At 68.5% G+C, this 23,765-nt stretch carries 5 protein-coding genes (1 of these 5 only partly in view); 4 read left to right on the forward strand and 1 reads right to left on the reverse strand.

Translation table 11 applies throughout. The annotated features are described in order from the left end of the window. The 4 genes in view from DI276_RS53065 to DI276_RS25580 are tightly spaced (at most 6 nt apart) and all read left to right on the forward strand, a layout consistent with a single transcriptional unit that may run on beyond the window. On the forward strand, nucleotides 1-2,269 hold the end of the coding sequence (locus DI276_RS53065; protein WP_112267762.1) for a non-ribosomal peptide synthetase. 16,883 nt of this gene lie to the left of the window's left edge; only the last 2,269 of its 19,152 coding nucleotides appear in the window; its start codon lies off the left edge, out of view; it ends in the stop codon at nucleotides 2,267-2,269. After that, nucleotides 2,266-21,957: a non-ribosomal peptide synthase/polyketide synthase gene (locus DI276_RS53070; RefSeq protein WP_112267764.1), complete on the forward strand. Its 19,692-nt coding sequence runs from the start codon at nucleotides 2,266-2,268 to the stop codon at nucleotides 21,955-21,957. Before DI276_RS53065 ends, DI276_RS53070 begins: the two co-directional genes overlap by 4 nt. A 6-nt stretch (nucleotides 21,958-21,963) precedes the next feature. Next, the gene (locus DI276_RS25575; protein ID WP_112267766.1) at nucleotides 21,964-23,214 is read left to right on the forward strand and encodes an MFS transporter; all 1,251 of its coding nucleotides are present in this window, start codon (nucleotides 21,964-21,966) and stop codon (nucleotides 23,212-23,214) included. 4 nt (nucleotides 23,215-23,218) lie between these two features. Continuing rightward, nucleotides 23,219-23,425, forward strand: coding sequence for an MbtH family protein (locus DI276_RS25580; RefSeq protein ID WP_112267768.1), 207 nt, complete (start codon nucleotides 23,219-23,221; stop codon nucleotides 23,423-23,425). A gap of 8 nt (nucleotides 23,426-23,433) precedes the next feature. On the opposite strand, the gene DI276_RS25585 is transcribed toward DI276_RS25580, so the two are convergent. Further along, a complete protein-coding gene (locus DI276_RS25585) occupies nucleotides 23,434-23,676 on the reverse strand; it encodes a hypothetical protein (RefSeq protein WP_157984929.1) in 243 nt (80 codons plus the stop codon). Nucleotides 23,677-23,765: the final 89 nt, after the last annotated feature.

Consider the following 23,765-nt stretch of genomic DNA (forward strand, 5'->3'; position numbering starts at 1 on the left):
CAACACACTGCCCGTTCGAGCAGCCGTCGACGACACGTCGAGCCTGGTCGACTGGTTGCGTGCGCTGCAGGCCTCGCAGGCCGAGTCGCGGCGGTTCGACTTCGTGTCGCTGGGCAAGCTGCAGGCGTGGAGTGGACTGCCGGGTGGGACGAACCTGTTCGACAGCATCGTGGTGTTCGAGAACTATCCGATCAACGACGAGGCAGCGGCGGTGCGCGGGTTGAAGCTGCGCGCGTTGTCGGCGGTGGAGACGACGAACTACCCGTTGAGCGTGGTGGTGTCTCCTGGTGAGCGGCTGTCGGTCGAGTTCGGCTACGACCCTCAGCTGTTCGACGCCTCGAGTGTCGAGCGGATCGCCGGGCACCTGACCCGTGTGCTCGGACTGGTCGCCGACGATCCCGCTGTCGTTCTGGGACAGATCGACGTGCTGACCGAGCACGAGCGTGACCAGGTTCTGGTGGCCTGGAACGACACCGCACGGGACGTGCCTGGGCTGACACTGGCGGAGCTGTTCGAGGAGCAGGTCGCGCGGACGCCCGAGGCGCCGGCCGTGGTGTTCGAGGGCGAGTCGATGAGCTTCGCCGAGGTGGACGCGCGGGCGAGCCGGCTGGCGCACGCGTTGGTTGATCGTGGTGTCGGGCCTGAGGAGATCGTGGCACTGCTCTTGCCGCGATCGGTGGACATCGTGGTGGCGCAGCTGGCCGTGGCGAAGGCAGGCGGGGCGTTCATGCCCGTTGATCCCGCCTATCCGCCGGAGCGGATCGCGTTCATGCTGGCGGACTCACGACCGGTGTTGGTGGTGACCACCGCTGATCTCACCGGGATGCTGCCAGGCGACGTCCAGGTGCTGGCGCTCGACCAGTCTGTTGTGGACGGATCGACCGAGGTGGATCGGTTGGCGCCGGTGACGTTGGCCAATGCCGCGTATGTGATCTACACGTCCGGATCGACGGGGATCCCGAAGGGCGTCGTGGTGTCCCATGCCGGACTGGCGGGCTTCTCAGCGGCCGAGGCCGAGCACTACCAGGTGGGTCCTGGTGATCGGGTGCTGCAGTTCTCATCGCCGAGCTTCGACGCGTCGGTGCTCGAGTTGTGCATGTCCCTGCCGGTCGGCGCGGCCTTGGTGGTGCCACCGCCAGGTCCGTTGCTGGGCGAGGCTTTGGCCGACGTCGTCGTGTCTCAGGGAGTCACACATGCGTTGATTCCGCCGGTGGCGTTGACGACTGTTCCCGAGGGTTCGGAGTTGCCGGGGCTGCGGATGCTGACGGTGGGCGGAGACGCCTGTTCGGCCGAGTTGGTGACGCGGTGGGCGCCTGGCCGCCGAATGATCAACTCGTACGGCCCGACGGAGGCAACGGTGGTGTCGACGTGGAGCGGCCCGCTGTCACCGGGTGATGGTGTGCCCGCGATCGGCGGACCGATCTGGAACACCCGGGTCTACGTCGTGGACAGCGCGTTGCGTCCGGTTCCCGTGGGCGTCGTGGGTGAGTTGTACGTGTCCGGCGCGGGGTTGGCGCGAGGGTATCTGCATCGTGCGGGGCTGACGGCGGAACGCTTTGTGGCGTGCCCGTTCGGCCCGGCCGGATCCCGCATGTACCGGACCGGGGACCTCGTGCGGTGGAACCCGTCGGGCGAGTTGGTGTTCGCCGGCCGGGTGGACCACCAGGTGAAGATCCGCGGGTTCCGGATCGAGCCTGGCGAGATCGAGACGGTCCTGCGCAGGCACGCCGACGTCGATGACGTCGTCGTGGTCGCTCGGGAAGAAGCACCAGGAGTCAAACGGCTGGTCGCCTACGTGACGGCAGCGGACGAGACACTGGCCGGGACGCTCCGGGCCGTGGTGGCCGAGTCCCTGCCGGAGCACATGGTTCCGTCGGCGTTCGTGATCCTGGACCGGTTGCCGTTGAGCCCCAACGGGAAGCTGGATCGGCGCGCGTTGCCTGAACCTTCCGGCGCGGTGGCGGGGCCGGGACACGTGGAGCCGCGAACCGACACCGAACGGGTACTGGCCGGAATCTGGGCGGACGTGCTTGGTGCGCCACGGGTCGGGATCCACGACGACTTCTTCGACCTCGGCGGCGAATCGCTGAGCAGCCTCGGCATCGCTGCCAAGGCCAGGGTGGCGTTCGACGTCTCGTTGACCCCACGTGACGTTCTGGTCGCGCGAACGGTCTCCGCCCTGGCCGAAGTCGTCGAGGAACACGTCCTGCGCGAGCTGGAACAGCTCGTCGGGCAATCCGGGCACGGAACAGCAGGGGAACGGCGATGACCGTATCGAAGCAGAACCGCATTGACGCGTTGCCCGCAGAGGTGCAGGAGCTGTTGAAGCGCCGGTTGGCGGGAGGTGCTGAGCGGACCGACGTGATTCCTCGCGCCGAGCGTGACGGTGCGCTCCCGCTGTCGTTCGCCCAGCAGCGCCTGTGGTTCCTCAACGAGTTCCAGCCAGGGGACTCCGAGTACAACAGCGCGGTGGCACTCCGGCTCGCCGGTGAGCTGGACGTCGCCGCGTTGACGACCGCGTTGAACGCGTTGGTGGCGCGGCACGAGTCCATGCGCACCACGATCGACGACATCGACGGCAGTGCCGTGCAGATCGTGCACCCGGCGGCCGGCCTCCCGTTGCCGATCATCGACCTGGGACCGGACGAGCTGGACCGCGTGCTGTTCGAGGAGTATTCCCGGGCCTTCGAGCTGCGGCAGGGACCGCTGTGGCGGGCGCTGCTCGTTCGCGTCGGCGCCGAGGAACACGTGCTGATGCTCACCGCGCACCACATCGTCACTGACGGTGCTTCGATGGGCATTGTCGTCGACGAGTTGAGCGAGCTGTACGGGGCCGGCTCGCTGCCGGAGCTTTCCCTGCAGTATCCCGACTTCGCCGTGTGGCAACGCGCCAGGTCGGCCGGTGCCGGGATGGACCATCACCTCGACTACTGGACCAGGCAACTGGCCGATGTCGTCCCGCTGGCGTTGTCGGCCGACCGGCGCAGGCCTGCTGTGCGCACGTCCGCGGGAGCGGTGCACGAGTTCGAGATCCGTGCGGAGGCCGCCGCCGGTCTGACCGCGCTGGCCCGCGCGCACGGCACGACTCTGTTCACCGTCCTGATCGCGGCCTGCCAGGTGCTGTTCGCCAGGTACACCGGTCAGCAGGACGTCGCCCTCGGCACGGTGGTCTCCGGCAGGGGCCGGCCGGAGGTGGAGCGGATGGTCGGGTTCTTCGTGAACACCGTCGTCCTGCGCTCCACAGTGGACGGATCGGCGCGGTTCGCCGACTTCCTGGACGCGGTGAAGGACACCGTGCTGGACGCCTTCGCACACGACGACGCCCCGTTCGAGAAGCTGGTCGAGGCACTGCGGATCGACCGCGACCCCAGCCACAACCCGCTGTTCGACGTCATGGTTCTGCTGCACGGCGCCCAGGGCGAGTCCCCGCGGTTCGCGGGCCTCGACGTCCGCCCGGTCGCCCTGACCAAACGCACGGCGAACTTCGACATCACTGTGGAGTTCCAGGAGTCGGCCGGTGTCCTCGCCGGTTCGATCGGCTACAGCACGGACCTGTTCGACGCCGCCACGATCGACCGGATGGCTGGGCACCTGGTGCGGCTGGCCGAGACCATTGCCGCCGATCCGGAGCGTCCGGTGTCGCGGCTGCCGTTGCTGTCCGGTGCCGAACGGGACCAGGTGCTGGGGGAGTGGAACGACACCGCTCGCGAGCGTCCGGACGGGACAATCGCCGGCCTGTTCGCCGACCGGGTTCGGCAGACCCCGGAGAAGACCGCGCTGATCGCCGACGGGATGCCGTTGACCTACGCGGAGCTGAACGCCCGAGCCAATCGCCTGGCGCACCTGCTGATTCGACTCGGTGTGCGGCCGGAGCACGCGGTCGGCGTGCTGATGGACCGCTCGGCCGACCTCGTGGTGGCCGAGCTGGCGATCGTCAAGGCGGGCGGGGCATATGTACCGCTCGACGTGCGCGCACCCGTCGAGCGGACGCGGTCGCTCCTGCTGGGAACCGATGCGTCGGTCCTGCTCACCGACCACGCCTGGGAGGCCGCGGCCAAGGAGATCCACCGCGTGCACGTGGTTTCGGTTGACAGCGCACACCTGCCGGACGGGCCGGACACGGATCCCGATGTCCCGATGTATCCCGACAACCTGGCCTACGTCATGCACACCTCGGGCTCGACGGGCACGCCGAAGGGGGTGGCGGTCCGGCACCGCGACGTGGTCGCGCTGGCTGCCGATCGTCGCTTCGAAGGCGGCGGGCACGAACGGGTGCTGCTGCATTCGCCCTCCGCGTTCGACGCCTCGACCTACGAGCTGTGGGTGCCGTTGCTCAACGGTGGCAGCGTTGTGGTGGCCCCGCCGGGTGATGTGGATGCGGACGTCCTGCGGCTGCTGGTCACCGAGTACGGGTTGACGAGCGTGTTCCTGACGTCGGGGTTGTTCCAGGCGGTGGCACAGGACGCGCCGGACTGTCTCGCCGGTGTCCGCGAGATCTGGACCGGCGGCGACGTGGTCTCCGCGTCCGCCACGCGCCGGATGCTGGCGGCTTGCCCTGGTGTCGTGGTTTCGGACGCCTACGGGCCAACCGAAACCACGACCTTCGCGACCTCGCATGAGTTGTCCGACACCGAGTTGGTACCGGACGCGGTGCCGATCGGGCGTCCGTTGGACAACATGCGTGCCTACGTGCTCGACGGCGCACTTTCACCGGTACCTGTCGGCATTCCTGGCGAGTTGTTCGTCGCGGGTGCCGGACTGGCCCGGGGTTATCTGAACCGGCCGGGTTTGACCGCCGACCGGTTCGTGGCCGATCCCTTCGGGGAGCCGGGTACGCGGATGTACCGGACCGGGGACGTGGTGCGGTGGACGGCCGACGGCGTGCTGGAGTACCAGGGCCGGGCCGACGACCAGGTGAAGATACGCGGGTTCCGGATCGAGCCGGGCGAGATCGAGAACACGCTGACGCGACACCCTGACGTCGCCGAGGCCGTTGTGGTCGCGAACGACGACAACGGGCGCAAGCGCCTGGTGGCCTACGTGACCTCCGCGGGTCCCGCAGTCGGGGACCTGCGGCCCTGGCTGAAGCGGAGCCTGCCTGACTACATGGTGCCGTCGGCTTTCGTGGTGCTCGACGAGCTGCCGTTGAGTGCCAACGGCAAGGTGGATCGCAAGGCGTTGCCGTCACCTGAACCTGGTCCGGACGTGGCAGCGCGGTACACAGCCCCGCGCAGTGCGGTGGAGACCACGCTGGCGGAGATCTGGGCGGAGGTCGTCGGCGCGGAGCAGGTCGGCGTCCAGGACAACTTCTTCGAGCTGGGCGGCGACTCGATCCTGAGCATCCAGGTCGTGTCCAGGGCCCGGCGGGCCGGCCTGCGACTGACCTCGCGGGACCTCTTCCTGCACCAGACCATCGCCGAGCTCGCCGCCGGAGTCGAGACGGCGGCGGAGCCGGTGAGTGACGATGATCGGCCGCTCACCGGTCCGGTACCGCTGACGCCGATCCAGCGCTGGTTCTTCGAAACGGTGCCGGTGGCTCGCGACCACTTCACCATGTCGATGCTGGTGGAGCTGCCGGCAGCCGTCGATGAGAAGGCGCTACGAGTGGCCGTTGACGCAGTGGTGTCGCACCACGACGCGTTGCGGGCGCGGTTCGCACAGGCGGATGGCGACTGGCAGGTGGAAGTCCGGCCAGCCGAGTCGATCGAGGTGTTCCACTGCCGCGATCTGTCCACACTGGACCCCGAAGCGCGGCAGGGCGCGATCGAGGCCGAGGCGCTGGCCGCCCAGACCGGTCTGAGCCCGCACACCGGCCCGTTGCTCAGGGCTGTGCTGTTCGACCTGGGGCCTGAGCAGCGGTCGCGGTTGTTCCTGACCGCGCATCACCTCGTGATCGACGGGGTGTCCTGGCGAATTCTGCTGGGGGACCTGGAAGCGGCTTACCATCAGAAGGTTGCGGGTCAGCCGGTGGAGCTGGAGCCGGTCGGCACCTCGTTCGCCCGCTGGGCACAACGCCTGGCGGAGCACGTCGAATCCGGTGCGTTCGACGACGACCTCGCGCGGTGGGAGGCCGTGTCGAGGTCGGCCTCGGCCGACCTGCCGGTCGACCGCTCGGGCGCCAACACCGTGGGTTCGACCCGCACCGTCACGGTCCGGCTGGACGAGGAACACACGGACGCCTTGTTGCACAAGGTTCCCCAGGCGTATCGCACTCAGATCAACGACGTTCTGCTCAGCGCCCTCGGTGGGGTCCTGTCGAAGTGGGCAGGACGGGACAGCGTGCTGGTCGCGATGGAGGGACACGGCCGTGAGGAGATCCTCGACGGCGTTGATCTTTCCCGGACGATCGGGTGGTTCACGACCATGTTCCCGATCGCGCTCACCGTCCCCGCTCACCGCCACTGGGGTCAGGTTCTCCAGTCGGTGAAGGAACAGCTGAGGGCTGTGCCGCAGCGAGGACTGAGTTACGGAGCCCTGCGCCACCTGCGCCGGAACTCGCTGTGCGACGACCCGTCACCGCAGATCAGTTTCAACTATCACGGCCAGTGGGACCTGGCGCCGGCTACCAACGCGTTGTACCTGGCCCGCTGCGACAGCGTCGGCCAGGACCTGGCTCCTGGACAGCCGCGCGCCCACCTGCTGGACATCTCCGGTGCGGTGGAGAACGGGGAACTGGCCATCAGCTGGCTCTACTCCGACCAGGTGCACGACGAAGCCACGGTGGCGCGCCTGGCCGGGGACATGCGGCAGGCACTGCTGGAGATCGTCGACCACTGCGCCCTGCCGGACGCGGGTGGACGCACGCCGTCGGACTTCCCCCTGGCGCAGCTCGATCAGGCCGCCGTGGACCGTCTGGTGGGCAACGGAAAAGCGGTGGAGGACGTCTACCCGCTGACGCCGTTGCAGGCGGGGATGGTGTTCCACAGCCTGGTGGACGCGGAGTCCGGCGCCTACTTCGACCAGGCCCGGCTGACCTTGGCCGGCGTGTCCGATCCCGAGGCGCTCGGCGCGGCCTGGCAGCGCGTGGTGGCTCGCACGCCGGTGCTGCGCAGTTCCGTGGCCTGGGAAGGCGTGGCCGAGCCGCTTCTCCTGGTGCACGGGAAGGTCGACGTCCCGACTTCGCACCACGACTGGCGTGGGCTGTCTGATGTGGACCGAGACCAGGAGCTTTCGCGCGTGGCGGCGGAGGATCGTGTCGCCGCCAAGGACCTGACCAAGGCGCCGCTGATGCGGGTGAGCATCGCCGCGCTCCCGGCCGGTGAGGTGCTGCTCGTCTGGACCTTCCACCACGTCCTGCTGGACGGCTGGAGCCTGGGACAGGTCTTCGCGGAGGTGTGCGAGCAGTACACGGCGATCGTTGCGGATCGGCAACCGGAACTGCCCGCCCGGCGGCCGTTCCGCGACTACCTGCAGTGGCTGCACCGGCAGGACCAGGCCGCGGCTGAGGAGTACTGGCGAGCCCTGCTGTCAGGATTCGAGTCACCGACCGTGCTGCCGTTCGACCGGAAGCCGTTGGAGGCTCACCGAACCGAGTCCTCCGAGTCGGTGCACGTCGCTCTGTCGAAGGATGAGTCCGATCAGCTGCGTCAGATGGGGAAGCAGAACGGTCTGACCGTGAACACGGTCGTCCAGGGAGCGTGGGCGTTGCTGCTGTCCCGCTACAGCGGCGAACGAGACGTCCTGTTCGGCACCACCGTGTCCGGGCGGCCGGCCGAACTGACCGGCGTCGAGTCGATGGTCGGCATGTTCATCAACACGGTGCCGACTCGCGTCCGGGTCGACGACACCCAGCAGGTGGTGCAGTGGTTGCGCGACCTGCAGGCGCAGCAGGCCGACTCCAGGCGGTTCGAGGCGGTGTCCTTGGCCGAACTGCGGACCTGGAGCGACCTGGCAGCGGGAAACTCCCTGTTCGACAGCTCGGTCGTCTTCGAGAACTATCCGTTCGACGACACGTCCACCGCGGGCATCCGGGTCACTGATGTGCAGGCCGTGGACACGACGAGCTTCCCGCTCAGCGTGCGTGCTCACCTCGACGATCGGCTCCACGTCGCGCTCTCCTACGACCCGAGGTTGTTCGACGCGGACACCGTCGAACGCATGGCGGCGCACCTGAAAGTCGTGCTGACCGGATTCATCGCTGATCCGGCCCGGCCCGTGTCGAAGTCTCCGATGCTGAGCGAGTCCGAGCGACACCAGGTGTTGGTGGAGTGGAACGGCTCTGCCCACGACCTACCCGCCGGCACGCTGCCAGAGCTGTTCCAGGCACAGGCGGTCAGGACTCCAGACGCGATCGCCGTCACGTGCGGGGGCGAAGGCCTGTCGTACGGGCAGCTCAACGCACGGGCCAACCGCCTGGCTCACCGGTTGATCGAACTCGGCGCCGGCCCGGAGCGGTTCGTCGCGCTGGCCCTGCCACGCTCGGCCGAGATGATCGTGGCGATCCTCGCGGTGCTCAAGACAGGGGCGGCGTACCTGCCGTTGGATCCGGACCACCCGTCGGAGCGGATCAGGGCGATGCTCGACGACGTCGAGCCCGTTGTGGTGCTGGACGACATCGGTGACAGCGATGGCTACCCGGATACCGATCCAAGCCCGTTGCTGTCCCCGATGAACGCGGCCTACGTGATCTACACGTCGGGTTCGACCGGTGTACCCAAGGGCGTGGTTGTCCCGCACAGCAACGTCACGCGCCTGTTCGAGGCCACCCGCGACTGGTTCTCGTTCGACGAGCACGACGTCTGGACGTTGTTCCACTCCTATGCGTTCGACTTCTCGGTCTGGGAGATCTGGGGTCCGCTGCTGCACGGCGGGCGCCTGGTCGTCGTACCTCAGGCCGTCTCCAGATCACCGCGCGACTTCCTGCGGCTGCTGGCCGACGAGCGGGTGACGGTGCTCAACCAGACCCCGTCAGCGTTCTACGAACTGATGGGCGCCACCAAGCTCGATGCGCTGCGATACGTGATCTTCGGCGGCGAAGCGCTCGACACGTGCCGACTGGGGGAGTGGTACAGCCGGCACGACGATTCCGCGCCGGTGCTGGTGAACATGTACGGGATCACCGAAACCACCGTGCACGTCACCTGTTCGGTGCTCACGAGGGACTCGGTCGACACGATCGGCGTGGGCCTGCCGGACCTGAGGGCGTACGTGCTCGACGCCGGCCTGCGCCCGGTTCCGGCCGGGGTGACCGGCGAGATGTACGTCGCCGGAGCCGGACTGGCCCGTGGTTACCTCAACCGCCCCGGCCTCACGGCGGATCGGTTCGTCGCCGACCCGTTCGGCGCGTCCGGCACCCGGATGTATCGCACCGGTGATGTCGTCCGGTGGAGCGGGGAAGGTGCGCTGGAGTACGTCGGCCGCGCCGACCGGCAGGTGAAGATCCGCGGATTCCGCATCGAGCTCGGCGAGATCGAGGCCACCCTGCTCGGGCTGCCGCAGATCGCCTCGGCTGTCGTCATGGCGCGCGAGGACGAGACGGGCCTCAGCAGACTGGTGGCCTACGTCGTGCCGGTCACGGACGGGGACCTGCCGAGCACAGCGGACTTCCGCGACGCGCTGCTGCGCACCCTGCCCGACTACATGGTGCCGTCGGCGTTCGTCCCGCTCGTGGAGATCCCGTTGACGCGTAACGGGAAACTGGATCGGGAGGCACTACGGGCGCTGGACGCGGGCGCTGTGGCGAGCAGTGGGTACCGAGCGCCTCGGACGGAGGCCGAGCGGACCGTCACCGCGATCTGGGCCGAGGTTCTGGGCGTCGAGCGCGTGGGAGCCGAGGACAACTTCTTCGAGCTCGGCGGCGATTCCATCCTGAGCATCCGGGTCGCGTCCCGGCTGCGCGCGGCTTTTGGTGCCGAGGTGTCTCCACGCGTCCTGTTCTCCTTGCCGACGCCTGCCCTGCTGGCCGCCGACCTGTCCGCGAGTTCCAGCGGCCCTGCCCTGTCGGTGATCTCTGCCGTGCGCCGCGACCAGGACCTGCCGTTGTCCTTCGCGCAGCAGCGGTTGTGGTTCCTCAACGAGTTCGATCCGGACAGCGCCGAGTACGTGACGGTCTTCGCGGTCCGCCTGCGCGGCCACCTGGACGTCGACGCCCTCGGCCGCGCACTGAACTCACTGGTCGCCAGGCACGAGTCACTGCGCACCACCTTCGAATCGGCGGACGGCAGGCCGCGGCAGGTAGTGCACCCGCCGCGCGACATCGCTGTGTCCGTGGTCGAAGCACAGGACGAGACCGAACTTCGCAGACTGATCGAGAACGACACGACCCGCCCGTTCGATCTTGCGCACGGCCCGCTGCTGCGAGTCCTGACGGCGCGGTTGGCTGCGGACGAACACGCGCTCGTGCTGTCCATGCACCACATCATCACCGATGGCTGGTCGATGGGCGTGCTGGCCGAAGAGTTGAGCGCGCTGTACAGCGGACCCGCCGAGCTGCCCGCGCTGCCGATCCAGTACGCGGATTTCGCTTTGTGGCAACGGGAACGCCTGGCGGACGACTCGATGAGCGAGCAGGTCGAGTACTGGCGTGGTCAGCTCGACGGGCTCGCCGCGCTGGAGTTGCTCACCGACCGGCCCAGGCCCCCGGTGCAGACCACCAATGGCGCCTCGCGAGAGTTCACCGTGCCCGCAGGGGTCACGGCCGGACTCAGGGAGCTGGGGCGACAGAAGGACACGACGTTGTTCATGACGCTCGTGGCCGGTTGCCAGCTGTTGCTGCAACGCCTGTCCGGTCAGAACGACATCGCCGTCGGCACGGTGAGCTCCGGCCGCGAACGGCCAGAGGTGGAGCGGCTGGTCGGCATCTTCGTCAACACCCTCGTGCTGCGGTCACGGATAGACGGCCGGCGCGGGTTCCGGGAGTTCCTGGCGGAGGTCCGGGGGACCGTGCTGGACGCCTTCGCCAACCAGGATCTGCCCTTCGAACGGGTGGTGGACGAGCTCCAGCCCGACCGCGACACCAGCCGCTCGCCCCTGTTCCAGGTGATGGTGACGTTGCAGAACGCGGGCAACCGGCTGCCCGAACTGGGTGGCCTCGCCATCAGTGAGCTCACACTGCCGATCACCAGGGCCACCTTCGACATCGGGTTCGAGTTCGAGGAGCACGACGACGGTCTGCGGGGACTCGTCGACTACAACACCGACCTGTTCGACGCGGACACGATCGACCAGATGGTCGGGCACCTCGGTGTGCTGCTCGCCGCGGTCGTGGCCGACCCTGATCGGCCCGTGGCACAGCTCGACCTGCTGACCGGGACCGAGCAGGACCGGCTCCTGGTTTCCTGGAACGTCACCGACGTCGACGTGCCCTCGGTGACGTTCCAGGAGTTGTTCGAGCACCAGGTCGCGCGAACCCCGGACGCGACCGCACTGGTGTTCCAGGACGAGGAACTGACCTTCGCCGAGCTGAACGCCCGCGCGAACCGCCTGGCCCGCTATCTCATCGACAAGGGCGCCGCTGCCGAGCGGTTCGTCGCCGTGTCGTTACCTCGGTCCGCAGAGGTGGTCGTGGCGATCCTCGCCGTGCTCAAGTCGGGAGCGGTCTACCTGCCACTCGACCCCGAGCTGCCACCCGACCGGACCGAGTTCGTACTGCGAGACGCGCAGCCGGTGGTGGTCCTCGACTCGATCCCGGTGCTCGACGGCTCCGCGGTGAACGTGGCCGTCCCGGTGGCGGCCGAGAACGCCGCGTACTGCATCTACACCTCAGGTTCCACTGGCCGGCCGAAAGGTGTGGTCGTCGACCACCGGGGCTTGACCGATCTGAGTCACGACCACCGGGCCGAGTTCGGTACCGCGGAAGGAAAAGACCGACTGCGGGTCGCGTTGACCTCCGCGTTCTCGTTCGACGCGTCGTGGGACGGCCTGCTCATGATGGCCGACGGTCATGAGCTGCACCTGATCGACGACGTCATGCGGCTGGACCCCGAGGCCTTGGTGGACCACGTCGTGAGCCGGAGGATCGACCTGATCGACTCGACGCCATCCCACGTTCAGCAACTGATCCTGGCCGGTTTGTTCGCAGGCGGGCGCCATCAGCCGTCGGTCGTCATGCTTGGTGGGGACGCGGTCGACCCGGCGTTGTGGCGTGAGCTGTCCGCAGTCGAGGGCACGGTCGCCTACAACTACTACGGGCCGACCGAGACCACCGTCGACGTCGTGTGGACACGGCTCGACGCCCACAACCGCCCGGTGATCGGCCGACCGGGTCACAACGTGCGTGCGCATGTGCTCGACGAGCTGTTGCACCCGGTGCCGATCGGGGTTCCAGGTCAGCTCTACCTGGCGGGCAGCCGCCTTGCCAGGGGATACCTGAATCGGCCGGGACTGACCGCGGAGAGGTTCATCGCGGACCCGTTCGGGCCGCCTGGAGGCCGGCTGTACGGCACCGGCGACCGGGTGCGCTGGACCGCGGGCGGACTGCTGGAGTACCTGGGGCGCGTCGACGAACAGGTCAAGATCCGCGGCTTCCGCATCGAACCCGGTGAGGTCGAGGCGGCACTGCGCGGCCATGTAGAGGTCGCCGAGGCCGTTGTCGTCGCCAGGGAGGACGAGGGGCACCGGAGACTGGTGGCCTACTTCGTGCCCAGCGGCGAGCGTGTGCCCGGTGCGCTGCAGCTGCGCACCTGGCTGAAGCAGACCCTGCCGGACTACATGGTGCCGTCGGCGTTCGTCGTGCTCGACCGGTTGCCCCTGAGCACGAGTGGCAAGGTCGACCGCCGTGCCCTGCCCGCCCCGCAACGCCTGCGGGAGCCGGATCCGAGCGGGACCGCGCCGCGCACCGAGACCGAACGGCAGCTGGCTGACGTCTGGGCCGCCGTGCTCGGCGCCGGACTGCTGGGCGTTGAGGACAACTTCTTCGCGCTCGGCGGTGACTCGATCCTGAGCATCCAGGTGGTCTCTCGCGCCCGGCAGGCGGGTTTGCGGCTGACCTCGAAGGACATCTTCCGCCACCAGACCATCGCCGAACTCGCGGTGGTCGTGCAGGCAGGTACGGCAGCCGATTCCGCCGACCCCGACCTGATCATCGGCCCGGCGCCGCTCACCCCGATCCAGCGCTGGCTGCTGGAAACCGAGCACGACGATCCCCACCACTTCACGATGTCGACGCTGGCGGAGCTGACCCCCGATCTCGACGAGGAGGTGCTGTCCGCGGCGTTGGACGCGGTCGTGGCCCACCACGACGCGCTGCGCGCCCGGTTCACCGAGCTCGACGGTCAGTGGCAGCAGGAGTTCGCACCGATCCACCACATCCCGGTGTTGCGGTGCCACGATCTCTCCGAAGTGGAGGTTCAGGCCGCCGCAACCGGCGCGCAATCCGGTCTGGACCTGATGAACGGACCGCTGGTCGCGGCAGTGCTGTTCACCTTCAGCGACCGAGCACCCCAGCTCTTCCTCGCGATCCATCACCTCGTGATCGACGGTGTTTCGTGGCGCATCCTGCTCGGTGACCTCGAGGTCGCCTACCACCAGGCGCTGGCCCGTCAACCGATCGACCTCGGCGTGAAGACGAGCTCCTATCACCTGTGGGCTCGGCGGCTGACTGATCACGTCGTGGCCGGTGGCCTCGACGAGGACCGGGTGTATTGGGGCAAGGCCACCGCATCACCCGAGCTGCCGGTGGATCGCCGAGGCGCCAACACGGCCGGGTCCAGCAGCACGATCTCGGTGCGGCTGGACCGGGAGAACACCGACGCCTTGCTGCGCAAGGTTCCCGAGGTGTACCGCACACAGGTCAACGACGTGCTGATGAGCGCGCTTGGCCGCGTGCTGTCGCAGTGGACCGGTCGCGATCGGGTCCTGGTCGCCATGGAGGGGCACGGACGCGAGGAGATCCTCGACGGGATCGACCTGTCGCGCACGGTCGGCTGGTTCACCGCGGAGTTCCCCGTCGCGCTCGCGGTGCCCGGTACCGGCTGGGGCGACGCGCTCAAATCCACCAAGGAACAACTGCGCGCGATTCCCCACAAAGGACTCAGTTACGGCGCGCTGCGCTACCTGAGCCCGAACGGCGTGCTGAACACCGACCAGGCAGCGGAGATCTGTTTCAACTACCACGGCCAGTGGAACGCAAGTGCGGACTCGGACGGCTTCTACCGCTCCTGGGGTGGTGGCATCGGCCAGGACGTCGCCAGTGACCGGCTGCGCACCTACCTGCTGGAGGTGACCGGCGTCGTCGAGGACGGCGAGCTGGAACTGGGCTGGACGTACTCCACCGCCGTGCACGACGAGAAAACCGTGCAGCGCCTTGCAGAACAGCTCATCGCGGCCCTGCGGGAGATCGTCGAGCACTGCGGTTCACCGGGGGCAGGCGGACGTACCCCGTCGGACTTCCCGTTCGCCCGGCTGGATCAGGCGGGAGTGGACGCCCTGGTCTCCGACGGCCGTTCGGTCGAGGACATCTACCCGTTGACCCCGTTGCAGGCCGGAATGTTGTTCCACGGTCTGGTGGACACGGATTCGGCCGCCTACTTCGAGCAGATCCGCATCCGGCTGTCCGGTGTGCCCGACCCGAACGGGCTGGGCGAGGCGTGGCAACGGGTGACGGACAGGACCCCGGCACTGCGCAGCCGGCTCGTGTGGGCCGGCGTCGACGAACCGGTGCAGGTCGTCGAACGTGACGTCGTGCTGCCCATCGCGCAGTACAACTGGCGGGACAGGACCGCGGCCGACCAGGAAGCCGGACTGCGTGACCTGCTGGAACGGGATCGTGCCGACAGGTTCGAGCTCGGCACGGCACCGCTGTCCCGGGTGTCGATCATCGCGCTGTCCGATGACGAGGTGCTGATGGTGTGGACCTCGCACCACGTCGTGCTCGACGGATGGAGCGCTGCCCAGGTGTTCGCCGAGGTCTGCGAACAGTACGCGGCCGTGGCCGGGGGAAGTGAGCCTCAGCTCGTGGCCCGCCGTCCGTTCCGCGACTATCTGGGCTGGCTGGCCGAGCAGGATCCGGGACAGGCCGAGGAGTACTGGCGGCGGACGCTGTCCGGCTTCGAGTCGCCGACCCCGCTGCCCTGTGATCGTCGTCCGGTGCAGGCGCACCGGACGCAGTCGGCCGAGTCGGTCCGCGTCGAGCTCCAGCCGATCGAGACGATCAGGTTGCAGGAGGTCGCCAAGCAGAACGCGCTCACAGTCAACACGATCATCCAGGGGGCGTGGACGCTGTTGCTGTCGCGGTACAGCGGCGAGCAGGACGTCCTGTTCGGCACCACGGTGTCCGGTCGCCCGGCCGAGCTTCCCGGCGTCGAGTCGATGCTCGGGATGTTCATCAACACGGTGCCGACTCGCGTTCAGGTCCACAGTGGATGGACGCTGGTCAGGTGGCTGCGGGAGTTGCAGGCCGCGCAGAGCGAGTCGCGGAGCTTCGACTTCGTCTCCCTCGGGCAGCTGCGGGCCTGGAGCGACGTGCCCGCCGGCCAGAACCTGTTCGACAGCATGGTCGTGTTCGAGAACTACCCGATCACCGAGCCCGCGACGGCAGGGGCACCGCACGTGCTCGAGGTGAGCTCCTCGGACGCGACGAGCTTCGCACTGTGTCTGCGTGCTTCCCTCGGCGAGAGCCTTGCCCTGGACCTCGCCTACGACCCGAAGCTGTTCGACGCCGGCACGATCCGTGCGATGGTCGATCGCCTGCGACTCCTGCTCGAAGGCATCGCGGGCGACGCGGACGTTCTGGTGGCAAGGCTGCCGTGGATGTCTGACGACGAGCGTGGTCGCGTTGTCGCGAAGTACCAGGGGACCCGGCGTGACGTGCCTGCGGCGACAGTCCCCGAACTGTTCGCCGCCCAGGTGGTCCGCACGCCGGACGCACCGGCGGTGGTGCACGGGCCCGTCGTCCTGTCGTACGCGCAACTGGACGCCCGCTCGAACCACTTGGCGAACCGGTTGGTGGAGCTCGGTGTCCGGCCGGAAGATCGGGTCGCACTACTGCTGGAGCCCTCGGTCGGCCACTGCGTCGCGGAGCTGGCCGTGCTGAAGGCCGGCGGGGCCTACGTTCCGCTCGACGTTCGCGCGCCACGGCAGCGAATGCGTGCCATGCTGACCGAATCCGGCGCATCGGTACTGGTCACGGATCTCACCTGGCAGGCCGTCGCCGATGGCTTCCACAGTGGACAGACCGTGCTCGTCGATGCCGGAGAGTCGGCCACGGGCCCGGAAGTCCGAGTGGATCAGGAGAACCTGGCGTACGTCATGTACACGTCGGGGTCGACTGGAACGCCGAAGGGTGTGGCGGTCCGCCACCGGGACGTGGTGGGGCTGGCCTCGGACGGCCGTTTCCGCGGTGGCGCTCACCAGCGGGTGCTGGCCCATTCACCGCTGGCGTTCGACGCTTCGACCTATGAGCTGTGGGTACCGTTGCTCAGTGGTGGCCAGGTCGTGCTGGCCAGTACCCCGGACTTGAGCGTCGAGTCGCTGGGCCAGGCCGTAGCCGAGCACGAGGTGACCGGGCTGTGGCTGACCGCGGGCTTGTTCCGGCTGGTGGCCCAGGACGCACCTGGTTGCCTGACCGGCGTCCGGGAAGTGTGGACCGGCGGCGACGTGGTCCCGGCGACCGCGGTGCGCCGGATCATGGCGGCGTGCCCGGGTTTGGTGGTCGTCGACGGCTACGGCCCGACCGAGACCACTACTTTCGCGACCGCCCACCGGATGCACGGTCCGGTGGCCGACCCGGTGCCGATCGGGCGACCGTTGGACAACATGCGCGGGTACGTGCTCGGTCACGACCTGCGACCGGTGCCCAGGGGAGTGCCGGGCGAACTGTGCGTTGCCGGTTCTGGACTGTCGCGCGGTTACCTGAACCGGCCTGGGCTGACAGCGGAACGGTTCGTGGCCGACCCGTTCGGCGTGCCGGGGGAGCGCATGTACCGGACCGGGGACGCCGTCCGGCAGATGGCCGGCGGCGAACTGGCCTTCCTCGGACGATCCGACGAGCAGGTGAAGCTGCGCGGGTTCCGGGTCGAACTGGGGGAGGTGGAGGCCGTGCTGGCCGCTCACCCGGCCGTCAGCCAGGCGGTGGCCGTCCTGGACGGGGAGAGGCTGGTCGCCTACGTGGTCCCGGCGACCGTCGAACCTTCGCTGGTCCGTGAGCACGCCGAGGCGATGCTGCCGGAGTACATGGTTCCGGCGGTGATCATGGTTCTTGACGAGCTGCCGTTGAGCCGCAACGGAAAGCTGGACCGCCGGGCGCTTCCGGCACCGGGCAGGGCAGCCGGCGAACGCTACGTGGCACCGCGTACCGGTCTCGAACGAGCCGTCGCGGCCATCTGGGCGCGCCTGCTCGACATGGAGCGCGTGGGCGTCGACGACAACTTCTTCGAACTCGGCGGCGACTCGATCATGAGCATCCGGCTGGTGTCCGGGTTGCTGGCCGAGTGCGGGGTGAGCGTGTCCCCGCGAGAGGTGTTCGCCACTCCGACGGTCGCCGGTCTGGCTGCCGCGATCGCCGCGGAGAGCGCTGGGACCGCCGGCCGGATTCCGGTGCTGCCGCGGCACGGCACCAGTGCGCAGTCGTTCGCCCAGCAGCGGCTCTGGTTCCTCGACGACTTCGAACCGGGCGGCGCCGAGTACGTGACGTTCACCGTCGTGCGTCTGGTGGGCGAACTGGACGTCGGCGCGCTGTCCGAAGCGTTCACGACGTTGGTCGCCAGGCACGAGTCTCTCCGCACGACGTTCGGATCCGTGGCAGGCAGTGGCGTCCAGGTGGTGCAACCGCCGTTCGAAGTTCAGGTGCCCGTGGCCGACCTGCCTCAGGACGGGGATCTGATGGCGTTGCTGGCCGAGGAGGGCCGCCGCCCGTTCGACCTTCGCCGCGGTCCGCTGATGCGGCCGGGGCTGATCCGGCTGGCGGACGACGAGCACGTGCTGACCCTGGCCTTGCACCACATCATCACCGACGGTTGGTCGAACGGAGTGATCGCCAGTGAGTTGAGCCTGCTGTACAGCGCCGCCCTGCGCGGCGAGCAGGCAGATCTGCCGCCGCTTCTCGTGCAGTACGCGGACTTCGCCACCTGGCAGCGAGGACTGCTGTCGGAGAGCGTGCTGGACGAGCAGGTGTCGTACTGGCGCAGGCAACTCGCGGACGTCCAGCCGCTGGAGCTGCCGACGGACCACCCCAGGCCCGCGGTGCGCTCGACCGCCGGCGCTGTGCGGGAGACCGTCATCCCCGTGTCGGTCACCGCGCGGCTCGGAGAGCTGAGCCGTGAGCGGGAAACCACCTTGTTCACGACGCTGGTCGCGGCCTGTCAGGTCCTTTTCGGACGATTGGCCGGGCAGGACGACGTGACGGTGGGAACCGTGGCCTCCGGCCGGGAGCGTGCCGAGCTGACCGGACTTGTCGGGTTCTTCGTGAACACACTGGTGCTGCGGTCTCACGTGCGCGGTGAGCTCGCGTTCACCGAGTTCCTCAGCGGGGTGCACGAGACGGTCCGGGACGCCTTCGACCGCCAGGACCTTCCGTTCGAGCGGGTCGTGGACGGTGTCCAGCCCGGCCGCGACACCGGCCGCACGCCGTTGTTCCAGGTCATGGTGGTGCTGCAGAACGCTCCGCAGTCCTCGCCGCTGCTGCCCGGCCTGGAGGTCCAGGACGTGCTACTGCCGGTGACGACGGCCAACTTCGACATCACGGTCGAGTTCCAGGAGGTCGAGGGTCACCTGCGGGTCGCGTTGAACTACAGCACGGACTTGTTCGAGCCCGCCACGATCGAGCGGCTCGCCGACCAGCTGCAGGTCCTGCTCGGCGCCATCGCGGACGATCCGGCACGACCTGTCTCCCGGCTGGCCCTGCTTTCCGAGACCGAACGACAGCGCCTGCTGGTCGAGTGGAACGACACGGATCACGACGTGTCCGCCGGCCTGCTGCCGGAGTTGATCGAGGCGCAGGCGCGGCGTGATCCGCACGCTCCAGCGGTGTTCTCGGTCCTCGCCACCGGCGAGGACGAGGAGGTGCGCTTCGTCGAGCTCAACGCGCGAGCCAACCGGCTGGCCAGGGTGCTGGTCGGCAGAGGCGTCGGACCGGAGCAGATCGTCGCGCTCGTCCTGCCGCGTTCGGTGGACATCATCGTCGCTCAGCTCGCGGTGCTGAAGGCAGGGGCGGCGTTCCTCCCGGTGGACGCTGCCTATCCGGCGGAACGAATCGGCTTCATGCTCGCCGACGCCCGTCCCGCGCTGATCCTGACCCGCCGCGACATGGTCACGAACCTGACCAGCGCCGGGGGCATCGCCGTGCTGGTGCTCGACGAGCCCGGCCTCATGTCCGAAGTGGATGGTGAGCAGCCCGGCAATCTGACTGACGCGGACCGGACCTCACCCCTGTCGGCGGGACATCCGGCCTACGTGATCTACACGTCCGGATCGACCGGGCGGCCCAAGGGCGTCGTCGTGCCGCACACCGGGCTGGCCAGTCTCTCGGCGGCTGCGATAGACCATTTCGCCATCACACCGGCCGATCGCGTCCTGGAGTACTCCTCCCCGAGCTTCGACGTCTCAGTGCTGGAACTGTGCATGTCGTTGCCCGCCGGGGCAGCGCTGGTCGTACCGCCGCCTGGCCCGTTGCTGGGCGAAGAGCTCGCCCAGGTGCTGGCTGATCACGCGGTGACCGTCGCGGAGATCCCTCCCGCAGCACTGGCCACGATGCCGAAGACACCACTGCCGGACTTCCGCACTCTCATCGTGGGTGGTGACGTGTGCAGCGCCGACCTGGCGGCCCGCTGGGCGCCAGACCTGCGGATGATCAACGGCTACGGGCCGACGGAGTTCACGGTGTCGACGACCTGGAGCGAACCCCTGACGGGCACGGGAACCCCGTCCATCGGCAGGCCGATCTGGAACACCCGTGTGTACGTCGTGGACAGTGCGCTGCAGCCCGTTCCGATCGGTGTTCCCGGTGAGCTGCACGTCGCGGGCATGGGCCTGGCCCGCGGATATCTCAACCGTCCTGGGCTGACCGCCGACAGGTTCGTGGCCAACCCCTTCGGGCCGGCCGGGTCGCGCCTCTACCGCACCGGAGACCTCGTCAGGTGGACCGCGGCCGGTGAGCTGGACTTCATCGGACGGACGGACGACCAGGTGCAGATCCGCGGGTTCCGGGTCGAACTGGGCGAGGTCGAGTCGGTTCTGCTGCGGCACCCGGAGGTCGGCGAGGCCGTCGTGGTCGTGCAGGACGAACGCCTGGTCGCCTACGTGGTGCCGGCACTCGGTTCGGCCGCACCCGGTACGACGGACCTGCGCGAGTTCCTCGGCCGGACGTTGCCCGACTACATGGTGCCGATCGCCTTCACGGCGTTGGACGCGTTGCCGCTGAACCCGAGCGGAAAGGTGGACCGGCGCCGGCTGCTCCTGGTGACCGCGGTGCCCGATCCGGGAACCCCCTACGCGGAGCCGAGCAGCCCGGCCGAGCTCGCGCTCGCCCGGATCTGGGCCGACGTGCTCGGGCTGGAACGAGTCGGCGTGCGGGACAACTTCTTCGACCTGGGCGGGGACTCCATCCTCAGCATGCAGGTGGTGTCCAGGGCCAGGCAGGCCGGCCTGGGGCTGACGTCCAAAGACCTGTTCCTGCACCAGACCATCGACGTGCTCGCCGTCGAGCTCGGCGCGTTCGAAGACACTGCGGTGGCACGAGGGCAGGCGGAACCGGTCGTCGGTCCGGTACTGCTCACACCGATCCAGCGGTGGTTCTTCCAGAGCCACACCGTCAATCCGCACCACTTCAACCAGTCGATGCTGCTGGAGCTGGCCGGTGACCTGGACGAGACGGCGTTGCGACAGGCCCTGGACGCACTGTGGCTGCACCACGACGCCCTTCGGATGCGCTTCGAGTGCGTCGACGGTGAGTGGCAGCAGCACAACGCCGCCCCCGAGCCGGCCCAGCTGCTGCACCGACGCGATTTGTCCGATGTGGACGACGACGGGCAGATGGCCGCGATGGAGAAGGCGGCCGACGAGGTGCACGCGAGCTTCGACCTGCGGACCGGCCCGCTGCTGAAAGCCGTCCTGTTCACGGTCGCCCGCGGTCGGCCGTACCTCTTCCTGGCGGCGCACCACATCGTGGTCGACGGAGTCTCCTGGCGCGTCCTGCTGGACGATCTTGATCTGGCGTACCGGCAGTCGGCCCGAGGCGAGCCGGTCGACCTCGGCGGGAAGACGACCTCGTTCCTGGACTGGGCCAACCGCCTCAGCGACCACGTGGCGGCGGGGGGTCTGGATCACGAGCTCGCCCATTGGGCCGGGGTCCTGGACGTGTGGGAACTGCCGGTGGATCGGACGCCTCAGCGGTCCGAGGCGCCTGCCGAAGTGGTGTCGATCGCGCTGAACGCCGAGGACACGGACGCGTTGCTGCACTCGGCGCCCGCCACCTACCGCACGCGGATCAACGAGGTGCTGCTCAGTGCCCTCGCCTGGGCGTTGTCCCGGTGGACTCGTCAGCGTGTCGTGTCGATCGATCTCGAAGGACACGGTCGCGAGGACGTTCTCGACGCGGTCGACCTGACTCGGACCGTCGGCTGGTTCACCACGATCTTCCCGATCGTCCTGACCGTGCCGGACGGGGACGAGCCGGGGTGGCGGGAGTTGGTCAAGTCGGTCCGCAGGCAGTTGCGAACCGTGCCGGGAAACGGGTTCGGCTACTCGGCCCTGCGTCATCTCGGTTCACCCGAGGCGCGCGAGCGGCTGTCCGGCGACGGGCGGGGACCGCAGATCGCCTTCAACTACCTCGGGCAGTGGGACAGCACGGCCAAGGACACCGGCGACGGTCTCTACGCGGCGTCGCACTCCTCGCTGGGACAGGACCACGATCTCGCCGAGAGCAGTTCCCACGTGCTCGAGGTCGTGGGTGCGGTCCAGGGCGGTGAGCTGGTGTTCTCCTGGTTCTACCAACCTGGTCTGCACGATCTGTCTACTGTGGAGTCGGTTGCCGGTGACTTCGCCGACGCGCTGCGGAGCATCGCGCGTGACTGCGGGAAAGGCTGAGCAGCCATGACTGTTCCGCTGTCCCGCAACCGCGACTACCGGCTGTTGTGGATCAGCCAGGCGTTGTCGGGGGCGGGGTTCAGCGCGTCGATGATCGCGTTCCCCCTGCTGGTGCTAGCCGTCACCGGGTCGCCCGCGATGACCGGGCTGGTGCTGGGGGTCGAAGCGACAGCCCAGGTCCTGGTGGGCGTCCCCGGCGGCGCACTGGTGGATCGCTGGAACCGAAAGAAGCTCATGCTCATCGCGGAGGCAACGCAGGCATTGGCGGTCGCCAGCCTCGTCTTCGCGTTGTGGCTGGATGTGCCGAGCGTGCTGCACATGGTGGTGGTGGCGGCGCTGATGGGTGTCTGCAACGCCCTGTTCGGACCTGCGGAAAGTGCCTCGCTGGTGCGGATCGTGCCGCAGGAGCAGTTGTCGAGGGCGCTGGCGATGAACTCCGCCCGTGGTTCGGTGGGGCAGCTGTCGGGCACGGCGTTGGGCGGTTTCCTTTTCGCGGTGGGAAGACTGGTGCCGTTCGCGTTCAACGTGCTCACGCACACGATCTCGTTCGTGGCGTTGTTGTTCGTCCGCGTGCCGCACAGCGACATCGAGCAGGAACCAGGCAGCCATCTGGGTGGGGAGATGGTCGAAGGCCTGCGCTGGGTCTGGCGGCAGCGGCACGTCCGGGTCACGGTGCTGTGTGCGGTGAGCCTCAACTTCTTCTTCAGCGCCTACTACATCGTCATCATCGTGCTGGTCGCCGGCAGGGGAGTGTCGCCGGGCGAGATCGGCGTCATGGCGGCGATGCTCGGCGTGGGCGGCATTCTCGGTGCTCTGCTCGCGCCGTACCTGCATCGAGTGGTGAGTCCCTACACATCGATCATCGGGGTGTTCTGGGCGCTGGCGGCGCTCACCCCGCTAGCGGTGTTCATCGACAGCGGCCTGCTGATGGGAGCACTGTTCTTCGCGATGGCCCTGCTGCCGCCGACCGCGAACACGACGATCAACACCTACCAGCTCTTGCTGACGCCCGATCGCTTGCGCGGCAGGCTGAGCGGTGTGATGGGGATGATCTCCGGGGTGTCCGCCGCGGCGGGTCCGGCGTTCGGTGGCCTGCTCGTGCAGGCGGTGTCCGGTACTCGTGCGGTCCTGCTGATCGCCGCCGCCATCGCCGTCATCGCGGTCATCACCACCCTCAGTCCCACCATGCGTTCGTTCCCTCGCGACGAGACCGTCGCGACGGACGCATCAGAAGCAGAAACCACGAAAGGACGATGACGACATGGACGAGGACGTCAGGTACCAGGTTCTGATCAACGACGAGGAGCAGTACTCACTGTGGCCGGCGGTTCAGGACGTCCCCGCTGGTTGGCGCGCCACCGGTACGGAAGGGAGCAAGGAGGACTGCGTGTCCTACGTCGACGAGGTGTGGACCGACATGCGGCCGCGCAGCCTCCGCGAGCGCATGGCAGCCGGCCGACAGGACTGACACCACTCTCATCGTTGGGCACCCAGGTCGGGGATCACGTCGAACTTGCGGTCCAGTCCGGTGAGTCTCAGCGGCCGCAGGACCGCGCGGGTGCGTGCCACCACGACGAACTCGACCTCGGCGGGCACGACCGACTCCCGCCGGACGAGCTGTTCTGCGACGGTGAACCGCACGGTGACCGGGTGTCGGCTGAACTGGCGGGGGACACTCTGGGCGACCACAGACGCCCTGGGCTGGCGGACGGTGCTCACGGGATTCTCCGCGGGGAACCGTGGCGACCGCGGGGTCCGGGCGGGCGGATGGCTGAGGGACCGAAGGCCAGTGACCAGCGGAGTCCACG

Source organism: Lentzea terrae, from assembly GCF_003265345.1.
GTDB lineage: Bacteria > Actinomycetota > Actinomycetes > Mycobacteriales > Pseudonocardiaceae > Lentzea > Lentzea terrae.